The sequence below is a fragment of the Paenibacillus sp. FSL H8-0034 genome, assembly GCF_038000305.1.
GTDB lineage: Bacteria > Bacillota > Bacilli > Paenibacillales > NBRC-103111 > Paenibacillus_S.
The window spans coordinates 544,050-560,702 of the sequence record NZ_JBBOBS010000001.1; the positions used below are offsets into that span (position 1 = coordinate 544,050).

General features: G+C 49.0%; 12 protein-coding genes. 9 read left to right on the forward strand and 3 right to left on the reverse strand.

The genetic code is table 11. The features are described from left to right. The first annotated feature begins 257 nt into the window (after positions 1 to 257). The 5 genes from NST47_RS02525 to NST47_RS02545 all read left to right on the forward strand — a co-directional run bounded on the left by NST47_RS02525 (position 258) and on the right by NST47_RS02545 (position 7,829). A complete protein-coding gene (locus tag NST47_RS02525; protein ID WP_341159590.1) occupies positions 258 to 2,540 on the forward strand; it encodes an ATP-dependent DNA helicase in 2,283 nt (760 codons plus the stop codon). A gap of 430 nt (positions 2,541 to 2,970) precedes the next feature. Beyond that, positions 2,971 to 4,725: an ABC transporter ATP-binding protein gene (locus NST47_RS02530; protein ID WP_341153809.1), complete on the forward strand. Its 1,755-nt coding sequence runs from the start codon at positions 2,971 to 2,973 to the stop codon at positions 4,723 to 4,725. A gap of 5 nt (positions 4,726 to 4,730) precedes the next feature. Next, positions 4,731 to 6,980, forward strand: coding sequence for an ABC transporter ATP-binding protein (locus NST47_RS02535; protein WP_341153810.1), 2,250 nt, complete (start codon positions 4,731 to 4,733; stop codon positions 6,978 to 6,980). 339 nt (positions 6,981 to 7,319) lie between these two features. After that, on the forward strand, positions 7,320 to 7,523 hold the full coding sequence (locus NST47_RS02540) for a cold-shock protein (protein ID WP_076235817.1): 204 nt from the start codon (positions 7,320 to 7,322) through the stop codon (positions 7,521 to 7,523). A 75-nt stretch (positions 7,524 to 7,598) separates the two neighbouring features. Next, a complete protein-coding gene (locus NST47_RS02545; protein WP_076235816.1) occupies positions 7,599 to 7,829 on the forward strand; it encodes a cold-shock protein in 231 nt (76 codons plus the stop codon). 120 nt (positions 7,830 to 7,949) lie between these two features. On the opposite strand, the gene NST47_RS02550 is transcribed toward NST47_RS02545, so the two are convergent. Beyond that, positions 7,950 to 8,165 (reverse strand): CsbD family protein, encoded by a 216-nt coding sequence (locus tag NST47_RS02550; protein ID WP_341153811.1) that lies wholly within the window; start codon positions 8,163 to 8,165, stop codon positions 7,950 to 7,952. 188 nt (positions 8,166 to 8,353) lie between these two features. Between NST47_RS02550 and NST47_RS02555 the strand changes: the two genes are divergently transcribed. From NST47_RS02555 to NST47_RS02565, 3 genes are read left to right on the forward strand one after another with little or no spacing between them, the layout of a single operon-like run. Next, the gene (locus tag NST47_RS02555; RefSeq protein WP_341153812.1) at positions 8,354 to 10,102 is read left to right on the forward strand and encodes an ABC transporter ATP-binding protein; all 1,749 of its coding nucleotides are present in this window, start codon (positions 8,354 to 8,356) and stop codon (positions 10,100 to 10,102) included. A 52-nt stretch (positions 10,103 to 10,154) separates the two neighbouring features. After that, positions 10,155 to 10,829: a response regulator transcription factor gene (locus NST47_RS02560; RefSeq protein ID WP_341153813.1), complete on the forward strand. Its 675-nt coding sequence runs from the start codon at positions 10,155 to 10,157 to the stop codon at positions 10,827 to 10,829. Then, on the forward strand, positions 10,826 to 11,905 hold the full coding sequence (locus NST47_RS02565) for a HAMP domain-containing sensor histidine kinase (RefSeq protein WP_341153814.1): 1,080 nt from the start codon (positions 10,826 to 10,828) through the stop codon (positions 11,903 to 11,905). Before NST47_RS02560 ends, NST47_RS02565 begins: the two co-directional genes overlap by 4 nt. Before the next feature lie 19 nt (positions 11,906 to 11,924). Here the strand turns inward: NST47_RS02565 and NST47_RS02570 are convergent, their stop codons facing one another. Further along, a complete protein-coding gene (locus NST47_RS02570; protein ID WP_341153815.1) occupies positions 11,925 to 13,478 on the reverse strand; it encodes a diguanylate cyclase in 1,554 nt (517 codons plus the stop codon). 220 nt (positions 13,479 to 13,698) lie between these two features. Then, the gene (locus NST47_RS02575; protein WP_341153816.1) at positions 13,699 to 14,955 is read right to left on the reverse strand and encodes an NAD(P)/FAD-dependent oxidoreductase; all 1,257 of its coding nucleotides are present in this window, start codon (positions 14,953 to 14,955) and stop codon (positions 13,699 to 13,701) included. 276 nt (positions 14,956 to 15,231) lie between these two features. Here NST47_RS02575 and NST47_RS02580 point away from each other — a divergent pair, with 276 nt between their 5' ends. Continuing rightward, positions 15,232 to 16,650 carry a M23 family metallopeptidase gene (locus tag NST47_RS02580; RefSeq protein WP_341153817.1) on the forward strand — a complete coding sequence of 473 codons (1,419 nt, stop codon included), beginning with the start codon at positions 15,232 to 15,234 and terminating at the stop codon, positions 16,648 to 16,650. Positions 16,651 to 16,653 lie beyond the last annotated feature (3 nt).

Consider the following 16,653-nt stretch of genomic DNA (forward strand, 5'->3'; position numbering starts at 1 on the left):
AAGAAGGCGAGTAAATTTGTTTCATTGCGATTATACGGACAAGTCAATCACTGGGAACAAGTTAAGTACAATCAGCACCGCTATGAACGCGAACATATGTGTGGTATAGTTGGAATAGATATTTACCTCGAACTGCTATTCCTGATTAATGGACAGGTGATACGATGCAAGGGAACGAACCGACCCAGCCTACAACACCCGTGAACCCAGCAATTTCTGAAGACGAACCTATACCGGGCATATCTACGAAGCCTCCATTGCCGAACATACAAATAGCGGTACGAGCCTTGGTGGAATATGTGTGCCGCAGCGGAAGCATTGATTCCGGATTTCGGACGGTCAGCTCGCTGACCGAAGGTACGAAGGCTCATCAGCATATCCAAAAGCAGTATGGCGAGCACGACTTGAAGGAAGTATACCTGACAACGGAGATCCCTTACGGTGATCTCCTGTTTGTCATTGATGGTCGATGCGACGGGCTGCTGCTGTCCGAGGCTGCATATACGATTGATGAGATTAAATCGACTGCCATGTCCATCGCACTCATAACCGAGGACATGTTCCCGGCCCACTGGGCGCAGGCCAAATGTTATGCCTACATGTATGCTCGTGCGCAGGGACTCGAACGGATGCGCGTTCAGCTTACCTATGTACAGGTGGATACCGAGCAGCAGAAACGGTTCGTCAAGGAGTCAGCATTTGAGGAGCTGGAGCAGCATATGCAGGAGATGGTCCGGCAGTATGCCCCCTATGCGCAAATGCTGCAACGGCACGTACGGCAAAGGGATAGCAGTATCCGTGAGCTGCAATTCCCTTTTAAGGCTTACCGTGAAGGGCAGCGCAAACTGGCAGGTGCTGTGTACCAATCGATAGAAACGGGAAGCAAGCTGTTCGCCAAAGCGCCCACAGGTACAGGGAAGACGATCTCGACGATCTTTCCTGCTGTCAAGGCGATGGGCATGGGGCTATTGCAGCGTGTTTTTTATGTGACCGCGAGAACGACGACAAGAACGGCAGCGGAGGAATCCTTTGCACTCATGCAGGCGGCAGGGCTGCATATCCATACGGTTACACTGACTGCCAAGGATAAAATATGCTTCAAGGATGAGGTCAGGTGTACGAAGGAGCATTGCGAGTTTGCGGATGGCTACTATGATCGGATTAATGGCGCGCTGCTCGATATGTTAACCCGTGAAACACTGATCAATCGGCCCATCATCGAGCAGTATGCCCGCAAGCATCGGGTGTGTCCATTTGAAATGTCACTGGATGCTGCCTATGCCGCGGATGTCATCATCTGTGATTATAATTATGTGTTTGATCCACGTGTATCCTTGAAAAGACTGCTCGCCGAGCAGAAGAAGCAGACGGCAATCCTTGTCGATGAAGCTCACAATTTGGTTGATCGGGCGCGGGAAATGTTTTCAGGTATGCTGCATAAATCGGACTTTTTGAACGTTCAAAGGGAATTCAAGGCACTTAGTCAGAGCGTCAGCAAAGCGGCAAAAGCCGTTAATGAGCAGTTCATTTCACTCAGAAAACAAAGCACGGAACCCATTCAAATTACTCAGGAGCCTCCGCAGGCACTGCTTGATGAGTTGGAACATTTTATTGTCCACGCGGAAAGGGAGCTCTCCTCCCACGGAGGGACGTCGGACCATTCGCTGCTGCTGGATACGTATTTTGCCGCTCAAAGCTTTGTAAGGATTGCCAAGCTATATGATGAACGCTTTGTAACCTACGCCGAATGCACAAGAAGCGAGGTTGAGATCAAGCTGTTCTGCCTTGACCCTTCCTACCTGCTGCAGCAGATGGGCAAAGGCTACCGTTCTCATATCTTTTTCTCGGCAACACTGGCCCCCTTCGCTTATTTTATGAGAATGCTGGGAGCGGGGGAGGATGATTACACGGTATCGATCCCATCTCCTTTTTCCAAAGAACAGCTTGACGTATACATTCAACCGCTCTCGACCCGATATCAGGATCGCGAACGTACGAAAGCGCCACTCACACAGCTGCTCAGTCAATTGCTGGACACAACGCCAGGCAATTATTTGTTCTTTTTCCCTTCCTACGCCTATATGAATGAGGTGTACGAGGAATTTATGGTCTTGGCGCCCCATAGAAAAACAATTTTGCAGCAGGCGGACATGACGGAGGAAGATCGCGATAGCTTTCTGGGGGCATTTGATGCAGACAATCGGGAAGCCTTTGCTGGATTTGCCGTGATGGGCGGAATTTTCTCGGAAGGGATCGATTTGGTCGGAGATCGTCTAACAGGTGTTGTGGTCGTAGGTGTAGGATTGCCGCAGCTGGGTCTGGAGCGTAATATCATCAAGGATTATTTCAATGCAGCGGGTCTTCATGGCTATGATTATGCTTATGTGTTTCCGGGAATGAACAAGGTACTGCAAGCCGGGGGAAGATTGATTCGCTCGGAGCAGGACCGCGGACTACTGATGCTGGTGGATGACCGCTATCTTCAGCCTCAATATCAACGTCTGCTGCCCGAGGAGTGGAGGCATTATACGGTGCTGTGATTAGATGGCGATACAGCAGGTCCGTAATAAATACCCTTACGAGAAAGAACAATTATAGTTAATATTTCCATATAAAAGGATTGACAGCACTTTACGCGCCATGTTAACTTACAATATATCCAATCGATCTTATTGACCAATCAACCCAAGTATCCCTAATCGTTCAGGAAAAGGAGGAGTCTACGATGAATAACATGCATACAAGCACAGTCCATCTACATGTTGGCGATCACAGATTTGCCCTTAATTTCATAGTTGATGACGTGGCCTTCCTGACCTTTGGACGCAAGAGATGCAGTTAACCCATCATGGGTATTGCTGGTGAATCCAAGGCTCATGTCACGTTTTTCGTGGCATGGGCCTTTATTATATAAGGCGCATCGCATACGAGCGGTGTGCTTTTTTGTATTTAGAGATAGGAGAGTGACTTATGATTGATGTGCTGCACAAGCTGGGATGGTTTTTTAAGCTGGAGCGCAAGCGGTATACCGTGGCGATTATCCTGCTCACCCTGGCAGGTCTTCTGGAAATTATCCCGCCGATGCTGGTCGGGCGTACGGTGGACCTGATTCAGCTCGGACAAGTGACATGGCAAAGCATTACGATGACGCTGCTTCAGCTGGCGAGTATTCTGGTAGGTGTCTATGTGCTGGCGTATTTTTGGCATTATCAATTATTTGGGGGTTCCTTTGTAGTTGAACGTTTGATGAGGTCAAGGCTGATGAGTCATTTTCTGAAAATGACACCAACGTTCTATGAACGGAACCGGACAGGGGACTTGATGGCACGCACGACCAATGACTTGAAGGCTGTCGCACAAACGGCCGGCTTCGGGATATTGACGTTTATTGATTCCACCTTGTGGATGGCAACCCTGCTTGTCACGATGACCGCGTTTGTATCATGGAAGCTGACGCTGGCCTCGATTATACCGCTGCCGATTATGGCGATTCTGGTCAGCCTATACGGGAAGTGGATTCATCAGCGCTTTATGGACGCGCAAAATGCTTTTGGACATATGAACGATGAGGTGCTGGAAACGATCTCCGGTATCCGCGTAATCCGCGCCTACACCCAGGAGCGTGAGGCGGAGCGTGATTTTGCCAATATTACGCAGGATGTGCTGGATAAAAATTTGGCAGTTGCCCGAATCGATGCTTTATTTGAACCGACAATCAAAATATTGGTGGGTGCCAGCTACCTCATTGGTCTGGGCTATGGCGCCTATCTGGTTTACCATAATGAGCTGACGATTGGTGGTCTGGTCTCCTTTAACGTCTATCTCGGGATGCTGATCTGGCCGATGTTTGCCATTGGTGAGCTTATTAATGTGATGCAGCGGGGCAACGCCTCCCTTGATCGTGTGCATGAAACATTGGGTTATAAGCCGGATGTTCCGGAGCCTATGGCGAGTGAGACAACAGGAATTGAGCAGCCCGGGCAAATTGAATTCAACCATGTGACCTTTCGCTATCCGTCTTCCTTATCGGACAATTTGAGTGATATCTCGTTTAAGTTGAGGCAGGGCAATACGCTTGGCATTGCGGGTCGCACAGGCAGCGGCAAAACCACGCTCATCAAGCAGCTGCTGCGGGAGTATCCAGCCGGACAGGGGATAATCTCCATCTCGGGTATACCCATTGAACAATGGGATATGGATCAGTTGAAATCGTGGTACGGGTATGTGCCGCAGGAGCCCTTTTTATTTTCCAGAACGATTCGAAACAATATTTGCTTTGGTAACGATATCGCAGAAGAGGAATTGGATCGTGCACTCCATGCAGCGGCACTCAGTAAGGATTTGGCTTATTTGCCGAATGGACTGGAGACGTTGGTTGGGGAAAAGGGTGTTGCTTTATCTGGTGGACAAAAGCAGCGTGTATCCATTGCCCGAGCGCTTATTAAAAATCCGCCTATTCTGATGCTGGATGATGCATTGTCTGCCGTAGATGCGCGGACGGAGGCGGAGATTATTTCCAACGTCCGTTCACTGCGAGCGGATCAGACGACGATTATTGCGACCCATCGATTGTCGGTCATTCGACATGCCGAATGGATTATCGTATTGGATGCAGGACGAATTATCGAGCAAGGCACACATGAACAACTGATACAGCTGCAGGGCTGGTATCAGGAGCAGTATGAACGGCAGCAGTTCGAAGCCGAAGGAACCGAAGGCGGGTGATCACAATGAGCTTGGACAAGGAACGTAATGCGAAGAAAGTGAACAGCACTAAGGATACTGAGGGGAAAGTGGCAGCCCAAGAATCCGATTCGGCTGACAAAAAGGTTCAGGGAGCGGCGACCGGCAGCTCGGAGCAGCCCTCCACACAGCCTCCTAACAAGGACAAACCGCAGCCGGATGGAACTGATCTCTTGCTGGAGCTGGATAAGGAGCCGCCCAAGGGCAGTAAAACGGCAACGATCCGCAGGCTTATCGCCTATGCCTTTCTCTATAAAAAGCAGCTGCTGGTGGCGCTGATGATGCTCTCGGTTGCTGTAGGCACGGATCTGGCAGGACCGTTCATAGCGAAACGGATTATCGATGTGCATATTTCCGGTATCAGCAAGCCTTGGTATACGACGGGAGAGGCAGGACCGTACACGGTTGCTTATGAAGGTGTCTTCTATAAAAGAGTCGATCACTTTGCAGCGAATGAAGCTCATGGCGGTGAGGTGCGTGTGCTTCAGGTCGGCAAGGATTATTACTTTATCCCAGAACCTGTCAAGGCAGATGGTTTGCGAAGCATGACGAGTGAAGGGAGGATTTCCATTGACAGCGGCACGAATGTCAGCACCTATCCCGCAAGAAGACTGAATACTGGTGAGCTTGTCCGCTTCTTCGAGCCGGAATTCGGCGGATTGATGCGCTTGTGCGGGTTTTATCTCGGTTTGCTTGTGGTATCGGCCCTGTTCTCTTATGGACAGCGTTATTTCCTGCAAGCTTCAGCCAACCGGATTATTCGCCGCATGCGGACGGATGTGTTCGGTCAAATTAATCGGTTGCCGATTCGTTATTTCGATAACCTGCCTGCAGGCAAGGTCGTATCGCGCGTCACGAATGATACCGAAGCGATCCGCGAGCTGTATGTGACAGTGCTGGCGAACTTTTTTACAGGAACGATTTATATGGCGGGAATTTTTCTGGCATTGTTCCTGCTGGATGTGCGGCTGGCGGCGATTTGTCTGTTTATCCTTCCACTGCTCGTGCTGTGGATTTACGTGTACGGCAAATTTGCCAAGCGTTACAACCGGATTATCCGTGCGGCGGTCAGCGAGATTAACGGGATCGTGAATGAATCGATACAAGGGATGCCGATTATTAAAGCGTTTCGCAAGGAAAAAAAGATGAGCAATGAGTTTGAAGCGTTCAACACCGAGCTGTATAAGTATCAAAACAAGCTGCTGAGCCTAAACTCATTAACCGGACATAATCTGGTCGGGGTACTCCGTAATTTGGCGTTCCTCTCACTCATTTGGTATTTTGGCGGGATGTCTTTAAGCGGACCGGAGCATGTGATCACACTTGGGGTGATGTATGCCTTTGTGGATTATTTGAATCGATTGTTCAACCCGATTGTCAACATCGTGAACCAGCTGCCCAATCTGGAGACGGCCCTCGTCTCCGCAGAGCGGGTGTTCGAGCTGCTGGATGTAGAAGGAACCGACGTAGCAGACGGCAAGATGGACCGCTATCAAGGTCATGTGCGATTTGACGATGTATGGTTCGCCTACAAGGAGGGTGAATACGTACTGAAGGGCATATCCTTCGAGGCGATGAAGGGGCAGACGGTGGCGTTCGTCGGGCATACCGGCTCGGGGAAAAGCTCGATCATGAACCTGCTGTTCCGATTCTATAATGCGGAGAAGGGCGCCATCACGATAGATGGGATGGACGTAAACCGCCTGCCGCAGCAGACGCTGCGTGAGCATATGGGGATTGTGCTGCAGGATCCGTATTTGTTTACCGGGACGATAGCCTCCAATGTGTCCTTGGATGATCCTGCCATATCGAGACAGCAGGTGGAAGCAGCCCTGGAAGCTGTAGGTGCCAATCGTCTGCTTGAGCATCTGCCTCAAGGCATTGACGAGCCTGTTATTGAAAAAGGCAGCACGCTTTCTTCGGGACAGCGGCAGCTCATCTCGTTTGCACGCGCACTTGCCTTCAATCCGGCGATTCTGATTCTGGATGAAGCGACCTCGAACATTGATACGGAGACGGAAACCGTCATTCAAGAGGCATTGGAAGTTGTGAAAAAAGGGCGCACGACCTTCGTGATTGCCCATCGGTTGTCAACGATCAAAAGCGCCGATTTGATTCTGGTGCTGGACCGTGGACAAATCGTCGAGCGTGGGTCACATGATAGCCTAATGAGTGAACGCGGCAAATATTATCAGATGTACCGTATTCAGCAGGGCGAGCTGCTGCCCTCAATTTGAATATAGGATGAATCCCGACCACGAATCGTTAGCTTCGAAGTACAGCAGGGGGCAGATACCGCCCCCTTGCCTATTGATTTTGACGTATTACATCGCCAGAAATGCTGACTGCAGTGCGACTGGCAGAGATGGAAAACATTTATATTTGTGAAATCGCCAACCACAACTTGCTATCCTTAATTATGTGTGGTAAGATGAACTTAATAAAGAATCCGTAACCAATATTCACATATTGCAAAGGGTTATCATGGAAGATGGAACCTTTCGCAATGTGTGAATTTTTTATTTGTGGTAAACAATAAAAACAGCATGTTAATAAAATTTTGGAGGTCATTACACATGGCACAAACAGGTACAGTTAAATGGTTTAACGCAGAAAAAGGATTTGGTTTTATCGAAGTTGAAGGTGGAAACGATGTATTCGTACATTTCTCCGCAATCACTGGCGAAGGCTTCAAGTCTTTGGACGAAGGTCAACAAGTAGAATTCAACGTTGTTCAAGGCAACCGTGGACCACAAGCTGAGAACGTTGTAAAATTGTAATTTCAAAAGCTTTACAAGCTGCCCTTAACCTACGTTGGGGGCAGATTTTTTTTGAGATCATCGAGGAGGCTCATCATGTATTTTCGAAAAAAATCGACTGAGGATATCCCTTTGGAAAATATCGCGATTTGGTCATGCGAGAATGAATCCTGCATGGGATGGATGCGAGATAATTTTGCGTTCGAATCGGCGCCGGTCTGCAGCTCGTGTCAAGCCCCTATGGTCAGTGGCATGAGAATGCTGCCTATGCTGTCCAATACGAACAGTAATTTCAAATCGCTCAAAAAAGGTGTTCAGATTTCGTAGTCTTCGATCAGATGGTGTCATTCTTGACGCTTGCTCATAATACAAACAAGGATCGCCCCAATAGGGCGATCCTTGTTTGTATTGCAAAAGTTAAAGTAAAACAGGTATCGAAATTGTGTTTTATACGGTAGTTTTGGAATCATAGCTGGAGGACCACTCATGGTATTCCTTCTCAGCGCGGTCTTTTTCATAGCCGTAGCGCTCCTGAATTTTGCCGATCAGCTTTTCGCGCTCACCGTCAATAACATCCATATCATCATTCGTCAGCTTCCCCCATTGCTTCTGGGTTTCGCCCTTGATTTGCTTCCATTTGCCTTTAAATACGTTGCTATCCATCGTAATCACTCCTTTTATAGTTTGAATGGATCATCATTCTGCTCAAGATACTATTACCCGTAAGCAGCATTTATTAATCATGATGGGGTAGCTGGGCCAGATGTGGAATTGTCGTTTACATTGTGTTTATATAAATAGGGTATGTTCTTCTTAACGAATCCAGATGGATAAGGAAAGGTTGATATAGGATGAAAAAAGCAAATGGGACCAGTGGCTGGAGAGAATTCATTCAGCTGATCTGGCAAACGAAGCCTCCGCTCCTGCTGATGGGTATTGCGCTGGCAATGAGCATGGGCTCTACATTGGTTGGATTAAGTATTCCGCTATTCACCAAAAATTTGGTCGATAGCTTTTCGTTGGCCTCACTAGATCGGATTCATATCATTGGTTTGGCTGCGGCTTTTATCATGCAGGCGGTTGCTGCAGGGATATCAATCTACTTGTTGAACCGAGCGGGTCAGACGGTGGTGGCATCACTGCGGGATCGGCTGTGGAAAAAGCATTTGCATTTGCCGATCGCCTACTATGATAAGAATCAAACAGGGGAAATGATCAGCCGGATCATTAATGATACAGGCATCGTCAAAGGGTTGATCACGGAGAATTTGACCAACCTTATAACCGGCTCGATCTCGATCATTGGCGCAATAGGGGTGCTGCTGTATCTCGATTGGAAAATGACGCTGCTGATTATAATGGTCATTCCGCTTTCCATGCTGTTCCTGATGCCTTTGGGACGCCGCATGTACAAGATATCCAAAGGCTTGCAGGAGGAAACCGGCAAGTTCAACGCTGTGCTGGGACGGGTATTGACTGAGATCCGATTGGTGAAGGTATCCAACGCAGAACGGGTTGAATACGACAACGGCAAGCAGGGGATCGATCATTTATTCCGATATGGCTTGCGTGAGGGCAGAATTCAGGCGTTCATTGCACCGCTGATGTATTTTGTGCTGATGCTGTTGTTCGTGACCATCGTTGGCTATGGGGGGCTGCGGGTATCCTCAGGCGAGCTGACGTCCGGAGATTTGGTAGCCTTTCTGTTGTATTTGTTTCAGATCGTCATGCCGATCACACAGGTATCGAACTTCTTTACACAGTTTCAGAAAGCGATGGGTGCTACTGAACGGATTATTGCGACCTTGAAGGTAAATGAAGAAGTGCTGGACAGCGGCGTTACCTTACAGGACAGTCAGCGGGCGATTCGGCTTGAGAAGGTATCGTATGCCTACGAGTCCGGGGAGCCTGTGCTCAGAGATATAAGTCTGACGGTCGAGCCGGGCAAGGTAACAGCGATTGTGGGACCAAGCGGCGGCGGCAAAACGACGCTATTCTCACTGCTGGAGCGTTTCTATGAGCCGCAGAGCGGGATCATTCGGATGGGCACGGAATCCGTCAATGATATGTCCCTGAAGTCATGGCGGAGCCAGATCGGTTATGTATCTCAGGAAAGTCCGTTGATTGCCGGCACGATCCGCGATAATATTACGTACGGTACGGAGCGGGAAATCAGCGAGCAGGAATTGCAGCAGGCCGCGCGGCTTGCCTACGCCGATGTATTCATAGATGAGCTGCCCAAGCAGTACGAAACTGAGGTTGGGGAGCGGGGGATTAAGCTGTCCGGCGGGCAGCGGCAGCGAATTGCGATCGCAAGGGCGCTGCTGCGTGACCCGCAGATTTTGATGCTGGATGAGGCAACGTCCAGTCTGGACAGCATGTCGGAGGTTGTTGTGCAGAAAGCTTTGAAAAACGTGATGCAGGGCCGAACAACCATTGTGATTGCCCACCGGTTATCGACCGTGGTGGATGCCGATCAGATCGTATTTATCGAGAAGGGCAAAGTGACGGGCAGTGGCACACATGAAGAGCTGTATCAGTCCCATTCGCTGTATCGCGACTTTGCCGATCAGCAGCTGCGTATGCAGCCATTGGCTTAAAGCGAGAGGAATCTGTGTCAGATGAGCCTGATAACAAGGGAGGAGTATCAAGATGCCTGCGATATTAGTTGTTGATGATGATCCGCATATCCGCGAGCTGGTGCGCTTATTTGTGCAGCGGGCAGGGTTCGATGTGCTGGAGGCCGTTGATGGACAGGATGCCCTCCTTAAGCTGGAGGGAACCAAAGTGGATATGGTGATTCTGGATATTATGATGCCGAATATGGACGGCTGGGAGCTGTGCAGTGAGCTGAGGGAGCACTACGATATGCCGCTTTTGATGCTGACCGCCAAAGGTGAAACGACTCATAAGGTCAAAGGCTTCGAGCTTGGAACCGATGATTATTTGGTTAAGCCGTTTGAGCCGGCAGAGCTTGTTGCGAGGGTGAAGGCGCTCTTGAAGCGGTATCGGGTAGCGGCTTCCCAGGAGGTGCAGATTGGTACGCTGTATATGAATCGTCATACGTTCGAGGTAAGGCTTGGAGATCAAGTCTTGACGCTGCCCTTAAAGGAGTTTGAGCTGTTATTCAAGCTGGCCAGCTATCCTGGACGAACCTTGTCACGGGAGCAGTTGATCGAGGACATTTGGGGCTACGATTTTCAAGGAAACGAACGTACACTGGATGTGCATATTAACCGCATCAGAGAGCGATTTACAGATGGGGATCCACTATTCAAAATCAGCACGATCCGCGGGCTGGGCTACAGGCTGGAGGGGGAAAGGTGAAGAAGGAGAGGCTGCGGCATTTTGCAAAGGGTGTGATGGGTATGCTTGTTGCACTGCTGGCTGAGGTGGCCTGTTGTGCTCTGGCGTATGCGATTACCTCCTGGTTTTATACCTATAGGGGTATAGCGGTACCGGACCTGATCAGTCAGCTCATTAACGTGGCGCTGGGGTCGATGTTCGCCATATCCATTATACTCATCATCGGCTTCATCTCAAGGCCCAAGCAGATGCGCTTTATTCATGTGGTAATGGAGGCTATGAGACAAATAAGCCAAGGGAATTTTAATGTCAGTCTGGACAAGACAAGCCGCCACCAAGGGCACTTCGAAGTGTTTGTCGACAGCATCAACCATATGGCACAGCAGTTAAAGCATATGGAGGTTATGCGACAGGAATTTATTTCCAATGTGTCGCATGAAATTCAATCGCCGCTCACGAGCATCAACGGCTTTGCGCAGGCGCTGCAGCAGGATCATCTTAGTGAGGACGAGAGAAGGCATTATTTGCACATTATCGAGACAGAGAGCAGACGTTTATCACGCTTAAGTGACAACCTGCTGAAACTGACCTCGCTGGAATCTGAGCATTATCCTTACAACCCCGGGAGGTATCGGCTTGATAAGCAGCTGCGTAATCTGGTATTAGCCTGCGAACCGCAATGGCTCGGCAAAAAGATCGACATGGACGTATCGCTGGTTGATATGGAGATTGTCGCAGATGAGGAGCTGTTGAGCCAGGTATGGGTTAATTTATTGTATAACAGTATCAAGTTTACACCGGATGACGGTACGATTACGGTTCGCTTGGAGAAGGATCAGGACCAGGTCTTGGTAAGTATCTCGGATACAGGTATCGGGATTGCTGAAGAAGATCAGACACGAATCTTCGAACGTTTTTTTAAAGCGGATATATCAAGGGACCGATCGGTCAGCGGCAGCGGACTGGGCTTATCCATCGTACACAGAATTATAGAGATGCATCAAGGAGCGATTACTGTAGAGAGCAAGCTGGGGACAGGAACGACCCTTACTGTTAGATTGCCGGAGACTGCAGAACAACCACAATCCCCGGAATAAGGGAGGTCAAGAACAGGCCTTAAGTGAAGCTTCTGACCTGATTCCGCCCCTCCTGCTTAGCCTGATACAGAGCCTTATCCGCCTTGCTGATCAACGCTTCCTTGTCCATCTGCGGATAAGGAATCATCGTGGCTACTCCAACACTAATCGTCACGACGCTCTTTACCGACGAGCCTTTATGCTGAATGGCTTCCGCTTCAACCGCTTCTCTAATTCTCTCTGCGATCAGAAAGGCATCCTGTCCATTCGTATGAGGTAAAATAATTCCGAATTCTTCACCGCCATAACGCGCGACCAAATCAGGCTTCCGGTAAAGTGATTGTTGGGCTATGGAAGCTACCCGTTTCAAGCATAAGTCACCGCCCAGATGTCCATAGGTATCGTTATACAGCTTGAAACAATCAATATCAAACATAATTAAGGATAACGCCTCCGAGCTGCGCTCCGCTCTTTTCCACTCACGTTCCAAGTTTTCCTCAAAGGATCTTCGATTGGCTATTTCCGTTAACCCGTCAATCATGGAAAGCTGGTGCAAAATACGGTTGGCCTCCAGCAGTTTTTCCTCCGCCTGCTTCTTCTCCGTAATATCCGTACCTATGCCCAGATAACCGGTAATTTGCTGATCCTGATCTTTAATGGAGCTGACAATCATATTGACATGCAGGTGGCTCCCGTCTTTCCGTACGTAGGTCCATTCTTTTTGTTGAGAGTCCGAATGCTTGGAGAAGTCGACCAGGACCTCAAATCCTTCAATGGGACGCTTGTGCAGACGGCTTAATTGTTCACTGTACTCCTGTATTTCGGAAGGCAGGTGCAGCACATATGGTGTATGCTTGCCAATCAACTCCTCCGCCGGATATCCGAAAAGTCGTTGTGCTCCTGTGTTGTAGAGATGAATAATACCTTTGGTATCCGTTGCAATAATGGCGACATCTTGTGCAGCATGAAGGATGGTGTCATATAACGTGAACAGGCTGCGGTAGCGTTGTTCGTTCTGTTCAACCGTAACGAGCAATTGATCGGACTTTTCAAGAAAGCGGATCAAATAAGCCGCCAGCAGGCCGCTGGCTAACACCATTGGCAAATAATAGGGTAATATTTCAGCACTTTGTGCGGGCAACAGGATAGTGACAGATGATATCGCAAGCAGCATATTTAAGGAAATGGTGCCCAGCCATGCTTTCCAATAATGGGTTACTTTTTGAAAAATAAAGACAGCTACAAAGGAAACCACCAAGGCGTTGAATGTTCCCATTAGGGAGGAAGGGTTGACGCCCCCAAACAGCAGTAAGCGTCCAATCGATATGATCAGCGTCGTTATCAGGGAAGAATAAATGCCGCCAAAATAGGCAGAAACGACGATCGTATTATTCCTGAAATCAAAAAATGTCTGGGGCGAAACGCTCACACTAAAAAACATAAGTACAATACCGAACAGTCCATGAAGAATACCCACCTTAATTTTATTGGACAACGAGGAGGATCGGGCTGTTGGTTGGAGTTTGAATAAGCGGCTGGAGAAAAAAAGAAATGTTGTCAGGAGCGCCAAATTGGATAACAATGTCTGGATCATAGCTGCAGCCACCTATCGTTGATGTAAGTAAATTTCACAGATATTGGAACTTATTCGACATATTTCGCTCATATCCTCTGTTATTTTTCTGTTTTCACAAATAAATTAATAACGGCAGAAAGTGCTGCAAAGCGGTTGATTATGTAATATAAAAAAGAGACGATGCCGGATACGGCATCGTCTCGGATGAAAGTGAAAGCCAGCTTTCTGTGACTTGTGTTTAAATGGTATTGACGGCCGAGCTGTGTGGTTGAGTAGGACGTTCAGGTGAAAGCAGAGCAAGCATAGGGTGATCCAGCCCTAAGACGAGGTTGCGCAGCATCTCTGCAGCGATCATGCTGTAGACCGTGCTGTTGCCTCCGCTGGACAAGGCATGAAATATTCCGGGCTGCTCGGAATTTTCTCCGAGAAAGGGAAGATCATCCGGCGATTCGCCAAAGGTTCCACACCAAGCGTATTCCGCCTCCCATTGTTTATCAGGGAATAGTCTCCTAAGCTCTTCAAGCAGCAGCCTGGTGCGATTAAGCAAATAGTCTGCATCGGCTGCCGGATCGGCTTGATCCTCATCCATACCCCCTGCAATAATTCTCCGATCGGGTGTGGTCCGGAAGTAAAAGTAGGGCCGTGCTGTTTCCCACATCATACAATCGTAAGGCCACGAAGCGGGTAATGAATTTGCAGGGGTGACCAGAGCATAGGAGCGTTTGAGGATCGGCTTGATGCGTGAGGAGCTTTCAACTCCCGGAATATCGCTGACGGCGCGTACAACCCGATTGGCGACAATTTCGCCAAAATCTGTCGTAATCACGAACTTGTCACCCATTCGTTGAACGCCCTCCACTACGGTGTTTTCATAGATATGTGCGCCTTTATGTGCAGCCTCGGCAATTAAACCGTGAGCAAATCGGATCGGATTGATTTCTGCATCCCCGTGTGTCACGAGTGCGGCAGGCTTGCGGATCGGCAGATGGTGGCCTGTATTGTGCGGAGAGCCCCACTCGACAGGAAAGCCGTGCTTTCGCAGCATCGAATATTCCTTGAACAATCGCGGAACATCGCTGGGTGTACTCGCACAGTACAAGCTGCTGCGTACATGAAATCCTGTATCGTAGGGGATTTCATCCGTGAGCTTGTACAGACGGGTTAAAGCTTTGCGGCATTCTCCATAAAACTGGACAGCGTCCGTTTCGCCAATTTTATCGGCAAGCTCACTTAACATTTTATCATTCGAAAACTGCAGCAGTCCTGTATTCACGACTGTACTTCCTGAAGCTATACGCTGACTCTCAACCAATACGGCCGGAATGCCGGCTCTCGCCAGAACGGCTGCACATAAGGCACCTGTGATGCCACCCCCAATAATAGCTACCTCGGTTGTGATATGTCCTTGTAAAGCCGGATAGTTGGGTACATGCGACAAAGTTGTCGGCCAGTACAGGCTGCCGCTGTGTAATTTGTGGGAATTGTTGATTTGCATCGTAAGTCCCCCCTCTTCATTAATGGTAATCATCTATAATAGCTGCCAAGTGGTAGGAAATGTAATGGTTACATACAACTTTTAACCATTTCTCTTACTTACTGAAACTATTTCCGTAAAAAATACTTGACAAAATCGACTTTCATATGCTTACGCCCTCATGAGGGTTGTACAAGAAGTCATGGCAACCGAAATGCGAATATCGTAATATAGAGGAAGGGAAATTGGAAATAGCGGGTGAACAGCCCTTCCCGCAGGTGAGGAGAGATAACGTAGATGAAGCTTGAGAGAAAAGCCGTACACAAGCGTGCCGCCGGGAAGCCTTCGATCCGATATCGGATAGGTTTAGGGGTATTGAGTGTATTGGTATGTGCGGCTGTCATAGTATGGTTTCGGTCTCCGGTAATGGCACCAGATGCGAGCGGCTCCGTTACGGCGGTCAACCCCAAAGTCGAGGTGAAGAAACGGGAATTGCTCGATTTTCACATGGATAACTTGACTCAGGGCTGGGCCCGTTATACCGATGGAATGATGACTACCAAGGATGGTGGTGTCCAATGGCTGGCGGCTGCGTCCGATTCCACTAATGCTGTGCTGTCTTCAGAGTCCGTTGGTGTCAGTGATGATACGGTAAGCTGGATGAGCGGCAAGGGGCAGAATCCGTCTGTCATACATGTACAGGACACAGATTATAAGGTGTACAAATCGCAGTTCCTGACCCGAAATGTAGGCTGGGTGCAGCTGGAGAATGGGTCGAATGCAGAGGCGCCTCTGTGGGTAACGATTGATGGAGGTGTGACCTGGCATCCCAAAGTGACTGCGGATATAGCCAAGGAAATGGATGCGGAGCGTGTGCGCATACAAGCAGCCGTGAAAGAGGCGGCATTCTATAATGAGCAGGAAACCGCACAAAAGGCCATGGAGGCCGAGTGGGCAGTGCTGCCGGAAACCGCCTCTCCAGGGGATGTGGTACTCGTACGGCATGGACAGCCGGGAGAAATCACATGGGAAGGGAAGACCTATAAGCTGGAGCCCTTCGGGGCGGGCTATTTCACTTATTTGCCGATGTCGCTTGCGATCAAGCCGGGCAGCTATCCGATTGGTGACAGCCTGCTAACCATCAAGGCCAAAAAATTCCAAACCCAATACCTGCAGGTCACCAAGCAAATGGAAACCATGAAGCAGGAAACCAAACGTATTGATGAGGATCAGAAGAAAATCGATAAAGCACGGAGTGAGTCTCAGAGCGAGTTCTTGTTCAGCACGAACTTTATTAAGCCGATTGAGGGGATTTTAACAACGCCCTACGGTTATACCCGCTATGTGAATGGGAAATTCGATAGCAGTCATCGCGCGCTTGATCTCGCAGCCAAGGAGGGTACACCGATCAAGGCGACGAATGATGGTATAGTGGCCTTGTCGGAGCTGCTCTATTTGACAGGAAACTCGATTTATATCGATCATGGCATGGGCTTGTTTTCGCAATATGCGCATTTGTCCGAGCTCCGCGTGAAGGCTGGGGATCATGTGAAGCAAGGGGATATCATCGGACTTGTGGGTACGACGGGGTTCTCCACCGGACCGCATCTGCATTTTACATTTTGGGCTCATAATGTGCCGGTCAATCCGGATCTATTTTTCGATACAACTCCATTTCACTGGCTGCCAGCACCGGGTGCTAACTTCCCGCAGTGAAAC

What these genes read in the sequence shown, in the direction of transcription:
- NST47_RS02530 (WP_341153809.1), top strand. Translation starts at nt 2,971, where the DNA reads ATGATTGATGTGCTGCACAAGCTGGGATGGTTTTTTAAGCTGGAGCGC.
- NST47_RS02535 (WP_341153810.1), top strand. Translation starts at nt 4,731, where the DNA reads ATGAGCTTGGACAAGGAACGTAATGCGAAGAAAGTGAACAGCACTAAG.
- NST47_RS02540 (WP_076235817.1), top strand. Translation starts at nt 7,320, where the DNA reads ATGGCACAAACAGGTACAGTTAAATGGTTTAACGCAGAAAAAGGATTT.
- NST47_RS02545 (WP_076235816.1), top strand. Translation starts at nt 7,599, where the DNA reads ATGTATTTTCGAAAAAAATCGACTGAGGATATCCCTTTGGAAAATATC.
- NST47_RS02550 (WP_341153811.1), bottom strand. Translation starts at nt 8,165, where the DNA reads ATGGATAGCAACGTATTTAAAGGCAAATGGAAGCAAATCAAGGGCGAA.
- NST47_RS02555 (WP_341153812.1), top strand. Translation starts at nt 8,354, where the DNA reads ATGAAAAAAGCAAATGGGACCAGTGGCTGGAGAGAATTCATTCAGCTG.
- NST47_RS02560 (WP_341153813.1), top strand. Translation starts at nt 10,155, where the DNA reads ATGCCTGCGATATTAGTTGTTGATGATGATCCGCATATCCGCGAGCTG.
- NST47_RS02570 (WP_341153815.1), bottom strand. Translation starts at nt 13,478, where the DNA reads ATGATCCAGACATTGTTATCCAATTTGGCGCTCCTGACAACATTTCTT.
- NST47_RS02575 (WP_341153816.1), bottom strand. Translation starts at nt 14,955, where the DNA reads ATGCAAATCAACAATTCCCACAAATTACACAGCGGCAGCCTGTACTGG.
- NST47_RS02580 (WP_341153817.1), top strand. Translation starts at nt 15,232, where the DNA reads ATGAAGCTTGAGAGAAAAGCCGTACACAAGCGTGCCGCCGGGAAGCCT.